General features: G+C 57.7%; 5 protein-coding genes and 1 pseudogene. 2 read left to right on the plus strand and 4 right to left on the minus strand.

What is annotated here, in order from left to right; all coding sequences use genetic code 11:
* Positions 1-654, plus strand: a pseudogene (locus ACF8AM_RS03560) (hypothetical protein); the annotation flags it as partial.
* On the plus strand, positions 551-1,693 hold the full coding sequence (locus tag ACF8AM_RS03565; protein ID WP_392554313.1) for a TolC family protein: 1,143 nt from the start codon (positions 551-553) through the stop codon (positions 1,691-1,693). The pseudogene ACF8AM_RS03560 and the gene ACF8AM_RS03565, both read left to right, overlap by 104 nt.
* A gap of 53 nt (positions 1,694-1,746) precedes the next feature.
* On the opposite strand, the gene ACF8AM_RS03570 is transcribed toward ACF8AM_RS03565, so the two are convergent.
* From ACF8AM_RS03570 to ACF8AM_RS03585, 4 genes are all read right to left on the minus strand, one after another.
* On the minus strand, positions 1,747-2,301 hold the full coding sequence (locus tag ACF8AM_RS03570) for an RNA polymerase sigma factor (RefSeq protein WP_145295136.1): 555 nt from the start codon (positions 2,299-2,301) through the stop codon (positions 1,747-1,749).
* 259 nt (positions 2,302-2,560) lie between these two features.
* On the minus strand, positions 2,561-3,070 hold the full coding sequence (locus ACF8AM_RS03575) for a hypothetical protein (RefSeq protein ID WP_145295139.1): 510 nt from the start codon (positions 3,068-3,070) through the stop codon (positions 2,561-2,563).
* A 102-nt stretch (positions 3,071-3,172) separates the two neighbouring features.
* Complete coding sequence (locus ACF8AM_RS03580) at positions 3,173-3,517, minus strand: hypothetical protein (protein ID WP_196784629.1); 345 nt, start codon at positions 3,515-3,517, stop codon at positions 3,173-3,175.
* Positions 3,518-3,584: 67 nt separating this feature from the next.
* Positions 3,585-5,495: efflux RND transporter permease subunit (locus ACF8AM_RS03585; protein WP_392554312.1), on the minus strand; the 1,911-nt coding region annotated here is incomplete at its 5' end.

A 5,495-nucleotide genomic window follows, 5' to 3' on the forward strand; every position in this document is an offset into this window, starting at 1 on the left:
GTCGGCCTGCGCGCCGGGGTCCCGCAGCGCGTCCCGGCGCTCACCCTCAACCGCCTGTGCGGCTCGGGCTTCCAGGCGGTCGTCAGCGCCGCCGAGCAGATCCTCACCGGCCAGGCCAAGGTGGTGCTCTGCGGCGGCACCGAGTCCATGAGCCAGGCCCCGCACGTCGTGCACGGCCTGCGCGACGGCGCCCGCTTCGGCAAGGCCCCCGAGATGAAGGACCTCCTCTGGGAGAGCCTCACCGACACGTACACCGGCATGCCGATGGCCATCACGGCCGAGAACCTCGCCGAGCAGTACGACATCTCGCGCGACGACGCCGACGCCTACGCCATGGACAGCCAGACCCGCTGGGCCGCGGCCCAGGAGGCGGGCAGGTTCGCCGACGAGATCGTCCCCTTCGAGGTGAAGACCCGCAAGGGCACCGTCTCCTTCGAGGTCGACGAGCACCCGCGCCCAGACTCCCCCTCTCCCAGACTCCCCCACTCCCCGCTCCCCCACCGCCCCAGTCGAGTTCTTCGTCAACGAAGCACTATCGCGGCACCCGAAAATCCTTGCCGCACGACAGCGAGTCGCCGCCGCATCAAACGTCATCCCGCAAGCCAAAGCACTTCCCGACCCAACGTTCAACAACACGTTCTGGCCGTTCCATGACAACGCGTTGCAAACCGCAGGCGGTCGTGTCGGAAATCAGATGTCGGTTAACCAGAAAGTCCCGTTTCCCGACAAGCTAAAAACGAAAGCCATCATTGCGAGTCGCGAAGTCCAGATCGCTCAAACCGAAGTCGACGGAATCGCTCGCGAGATCACTGAGTCCGTACGACTGGCATACTACGAAGTCTGGTTTGCCACACGTGCGATCGCGATCATCGAGGAAACCAAAGACCTCGTCGCTGACTTGACTGACGTTGCCGAAGCCCGCTACCGCAGCGGTGGTTCGCAACAAGACGTGCTGCGCGCTCAGCTTGAAACCGATCGCCTCGACGAACAACTCATCACGCTTCGCAGACAAAAGCAAGTCGCCCAAGCCGACCTCGCAACGCTGCTGCAACAACCTGTTGACTTGCTTCCCGAAGCAACGGATGAACTCGGTATCACTGACACGCCCCAGCAAATTGAAGAATTGATCGCGTTGGCCGAACAATGCAATCCAAAACTGCGGGGTCTTGCGTGGGAAATTCAACGCGACCGCGACAAGGAACGCTTGGCGTGTTTGCAGCAGTATCCTGACTTCAATGTCGGCCTCAGCTGGGGATTGATCAGCGACGGTCACGATGTGATCAGTCCTGTCGCCAACGGGAACGACAACCTGAGCATCAGCTTTGGGACGACGCTGCCGATCTGGCGGGAAAAGATTAACGCCGGCATCCGCGAAGCCGCTCACCGACGCAGCAGCACCACCCGTCGCCTCGAAGCCGAACGCGACGAACTCTACGGAAAGATCCGTCGCCTGATCGTTCAAGCCGACGCATTGGCGGAACAACGCGATATCTATGAAAACCGCATCATTCCCCGCACCGAAGGCACACTTGAACTTTCGATCGCCGACTACCGTGGCAAACGCACGGACTTCTTCACGCTGATAGAAACCTACCGCGAGCTCTTAATGTTCGAGACCCAACTCGCCCGCATCGACGCTACGCTAGCCGGCACGATCGCCCAGTTGGATCGCACTGTAGGTTGCCCTCAATAAGAAGTAGGGGTGTTGGGGGTGAAGGAGAAGGGAGAACACAACTCGCTCCTCCCTCACTCCCGACTCCCATCTATCAACCTCCGCAATTCACGCCGTGCCCGGTTCAACCTCGATCCAACAGTACCTTCGGGGATGTCTAGCGTCTGGGCGATCTCTTGGTATGACAGACCGCTCTCTTCTTTGAGCGTGAAGATCGCCCGTAGTTCCGGATCGAGTTGATCGAGTGCCTGGCGTACCATTGCGACTCGTTCGTCTTGCTCAATGTGGTCGGTTTGGTCAGCGGTCGGCTCGACCACCAGTTCTTCGGTCCGCCGATGTTTCTCGCGGCGCAGATGTTGCAATGCCTCGTTGGTGGCCAGTCGATACAGCCACGTTTCAAACTTCGACTCGCCACTGAATTGATCGAGCTTCGTAAACGCTCGGACGAAAGTTTGCTGCGTTAAGTCATCGGCGTCCTGCTGACCGACCATCCGAACCATCAAGCGAAACACACGATCCGACGTCGCCTGGTAGATCGAGCGCAACGCAGAACGATCTCCAGATATCGCAGCGGCGATTGTCTCGGAGGCGATCGTTTCGGTCGATTTGCGTTCATCGGGCTGGCCCATTGAAGAAGTTATACCAATACCCACCGGGGGTACCAATGCGGCTGGTCGCCGGGCAGGATTGCATTGACTTGAGAGCGGCTCTTGTTGTCTATCATGATTTCGTCGTCTTTTGTCTATTACGAAAAGCGGCTCCCGACCCAACGAGGGCTAGTCGTATGATGGGTCGGGAGCCTTGCCGTCTACGGTGAGACACCGCACACGACTGGAGCAAATTGTTTAATGCTCAATTGGTCAATTATCAGTTGTGGATTTCACGTTCTTAGTGGTCATGATCGTGATCATGCGAAATCTTGCCTGTGTAGGATTTGCCTTCGATTTGCACGATGACCGCACCTTCGGCCTCGGCTTCGAGCCACTGGTCCATTTCGGCATTGGTCGAAGCGAATCGTGACGACTTGCCAGCTGCGTCTTCGCCTTGCGGGTCGGCGGGAAGCTCGAACGACTTCACTTTGCCATCATGCTTTAGGCTGACCGTTAGCTTTTCGGCTTCGATCGCGACCGGCTGCGTTGCCGAACCATCAAGGACATACATGGCGACCGCTCCGGTGCCGTGCATCATTTCGATGTGGAACGCTTCTTTGCCTAGTTCGACCAACTCGCCGCCGTGGGGTCCGTGCTCGGGATGCCCATCCATCTCAATCATCGGTGGCATTTCGTCTATCTCGACAGGGCCAGATGCTTCCGGAGCTTCGGAGACCTGCACGTCCTTCTTTGAACATCCGAGAAGAGTGAAGCAAGCGAGGGTCAGAGCGAATAGATGAATTTTCATTTTGGATACCGATGAGAGGATGGGGATGAGCGGATGAAAGTCAGGGAATGGAATGGGGGATAGAACGAAGTTCCCTATCCCCCATTCCCAATTCCGCGATTCTTAGTGAGCGTGTTTGGTCTCGAAGCCGAGCTTCTTTAACCATGCTTCCCACTGGTGAGCTTCTTCGTGGCTTTTCAACGCCATCTGCTGCCACTTTGGACAGCGGTAGTTGACGTCCATGTGTCCGCCGTGCGAGCCGACTTTGACTTCGCAGCGAAGTTTCTTCAGTGTGCCGACCAACTTGTCCGCCTTCTCGCCTTCGCTGTGTGTGGTCTTCCACTTCTCCAAGCGATACGACACCAGTTCTTTGGCAGCCGTGTTCGGCTCAGCGGCCTTCGCCAACATGCCACCCAACGAAATCGATGCGACCAAAGCCGCGACTGCAAACATCCGTAAATTCAACATTTCAAATCCTCCGTGGAAACCTTCTCAAACAGAAAACATCACTCCGGCAACGCACCGGAACAAACAACTAACTTGTGACCAATTCAGGTTCAGGACTGAGGTGTTCACTCCCCATGCCCGATTTCTCATCTCCTATGTCTCCCGCGTGATCGCGAACAATCTGCTGGCCCGCGCCGACACCGATCGTCCAAAACAACGCCGGTCGAACGAAGAACTCCGCCAACGTGCTGGTCAACAATCCGCCAACGATCACGGTGGCGATGGGATACAAAATCTCTTTGCCGGGTTCGCCCGCGGCGAGTGCGAGCGGAAGCAAACCGATGCCGGACGTCAGTGCCGTCATCAGCACTGGAGCCATCCGTTCTTGGCCCGCGCGACGCACCATCTCACCCGTCCACGATTCGCCTTCGTGTTCGACCAAGTGGATGTAGTGGTTCAGCAGCAGGATGCCGTTGCGACTGGCAATGCCGCACAACGAGATGAAACCGACCATCGCTGCGACCGTTAGGTTTTGATCCGTGATGACGAGTGCCGCGACCGCTCCGATGAACGCCGTCGGCAACGCAACCAACACCTGCATCGAGAAGTTGACGTTGCCAAACAACGTGTAAAGCACCAAGAACATGCCTAGCAACGCGACGCCCGAAAGAATCATCAATCGACGCGTTGCCGATTGCTGGCTTTCAAATTGGCCGCCGTATTCGATGAAGTAACCCGGCTCCAATTCCAAATCTGCCAGTCGCGTTTTGATTTCGCTGACAACGTCCACGACGCCTCGCTCGGAAACGTTGGCTTGCAACACGATTCGACGCCGTACCTGTTCGCGCTTGATCATGTTCGGCCCGCCGCTCTCGTAGATGTTCGCCACCGCCTCAAGCGGCAACGTGCCTCCATCGGGAAGTGGGACGGCAAGACGCTTGAGTTTGGTGACGTCCTCGCGGTACGGTTCATCCATTCGTAACATCAGATCAAACGTGCGTTGGCCGAGCAGCACTTGGCTAATGACCTGCCCGTTCATCGCGGTCTCGACCAGTTCCATGACGTTGGCCGGTCGCAGCCCGTTTTGCGTTAGAGCCTTGCGATTCAGCTCGATGCGAAGCTGTGGAATGTTGGTCTGTTGTTCGATCATCACGTCGGCCAAGCCCGGCACGTCCGCGATGCGTCTCTTCATCTCCTCAGCCTTGTTCCGCAACACGTCTAGATCGTCGCCGAAGAGCTTGATGCCGATTTGCGCCTTGACACCCGAGATCATGTGACTGATCAGGTGCGCCAGCGGTTGCTCGGTACTCGACACCACGCCCGGAATGTCCTCCATCGTTTCGCGAATCTGCTGGATCGTGCCTTCGCGATCCGCGTCGTCAGCGATCTCCAAGAACAACTCGGTGACGTTGACGCCTTCGGCATGTTCGTCAAGCTCCGCTCGGCCTGTTCGACGCGCGACCGACTTGACCGATTCGATCTTCATCAACTCCTCTTGCACGCTCTGCCCGATCTGGTTGCTCGTCGCCAGCGATGTGCCCGGTGCAAGCAACGCGTTGACCTGAACGGCTCCCTCGTTGAACGGCGGCAAGAAGTCACGTTCGAGTTGCGAAACCGCGAACAACGCGAACGTCACCATGACGGCCGCGACGCCCAACACGGGACCGGCGAATTTGGTACTGAAGTTAATCGCCAAACCGGCAATGCCTTTGAGTCCCTCCAGCAACCGGCCTTCTTCGGCTTCGGGACCACCCAGCAGTCTTTCGATCACTTGAATCAGAACCCAAACCACTGGCGTCAGGACGAGCGACCACCACAGTGGATTACCCGGCAGTTCAAACGGCAAGTGCAGAATGTGAATCGCTCGCGGGACGACCCAGTACATCGTTAACGCAGCGATGCCGAAAGCTAGAATCGGTACAACGATTTGCCAGACGCGCCGGCCGACCAACAACAACGATGCCAGTACCGGTGTAACGGTCAGCGAGACGCCCAGCGA

The organism is Rhodopirellula sp. JB055, from assembly GCF_043100905.1.
Lineage (GTDB): Bacteria > Planctomycetota > Planctomycetia > Pirellulales > Pirellulaceae > Rhodopirellula.